This is a genomic window from Streptomyces aureoversilis (assembly GCF_042657885.1).
Lineage (GTDB): Bacteria > Actinomycetota > Actinomycetes > Streptomycetales > Streptomycetaceae > Streptomyces > Streptomyces aureoversilis.
The window spans coordinates 1-1,172 of record NZ_JBHSKJ010000067.1 but is presented as its reverse complement, the minus strand read 5'-3'; the positions used below and the strand labels follow the sequence as shown (position 1 = coordinate 1,172).

Here is a 1,172-nt window from a genome sequence, read left to right as displayed (position 1 = left end):
CAACCCGGTGCCCGAGAGCAAGCAGGCGGTGTACCGGTACGAGCCCGACAAGTGCGCCGCGTCCGGGCTCACCCCGGCCGACTCCCACATCGTGAAGCCGCAGCGGGTCGCCGAGTGCGCGCTGCAGTTGGAGGCACGGGCCCGTGCACTGACGCCGGGCGGAGCGGGTCTTTTCTTCAGCGTCGAGTGCGACGTGCTCCGCGTCCACTCCGACGAACGCATCGTCGTGCCGGGCACGCACCACATCGCCCCCGATCTCTGGAGCCCGCTCATCTACAACTTCCGCCACTATCACGGTCTGGCACCGGAGGTCGGATACGGCTTCCGCTCAGAAACGGTGAACGCAACGACCTGTGCTGCATGACAGCCCCTCGGCGTCCAACCGAACGGCAAGCGGAGCCGCGACCGTACTTCAGAACGCCGCTACCGCGGAAAGAGGTTGTGACAGCTTCGAACGATGCCCCGAAGATGATCGCCCGGACGAGTAATCGCCGGACATGAAGGCGGCCTTCGGCTGATCCTGTGCTCCGATCAAGGACACACCTGACCAGCACGAAGGCCGTAGGGATGAGTCTGCTGCATCACGATGCCCGGCGGGAGCCATTCACTTTGGCGTCACACTTCCGGGATGACTTCTACGCGTGCCTGACCACCCGGCGTGACGAACTGTTCGAGCTCACCGATGCCTTGTTGTGTGCGGACGGCCCTGTGACAACGCCGGTGGACCTGACACTGCTGCCCGAGCACCGCCGTGGTCACGGCGCACTGTACGACGCGCTCAACCGCGTCCGTGTTGACGCCGGCCGGCTGCGGCGGACCCTTGCCGCGCTGCCGCAGCCGAAGGCGGCTGACAACCGGCTCGTCCTGGCCGTCGACGTCAGCAACTGGCTGCGGCCGGATGCCCCCACCAGCGCGGAGCGGCTGTTCTGCCACACCTACGGCCGAGGCCGCGACCAGCAGCTGATGATCCCGGGCTGGCCGTACTCGTTCGTCGCCGCCCTGGGACAGGCCGCACCTCCTGGTGCCAGCTCCTCGATGCCGTCCGTCTAAAGCGTGTTGCAGAAGGCTGTGATCTGGCAGGTCAGGGCCCGGTTCCGGCGGTTCTGGTCATGTTGCCAGGGCAAGGTTGTGCATGTGGGCGACCGCTTGGACCGCGTGGTGGAGGCCGTCGC

At 66.8% G+C, this 1,172-nt stretch carries 2 pseudogenes; both read left to right on the top strand.

Annotated elements, in window-relative coordinates:
- A pseudogene (locus tag ACFPP6_RS36430) lies at nt 1-364 on the top strand (flavin reductase family protein); the annotation flags it as partial.
- Between the two features lie 203 nt (nt 365-567).
- Nucleotides 568-1,172: pseudogene (locus ACFPP6_RS36425) on the top strand (transposase); the annotation flags it as partial.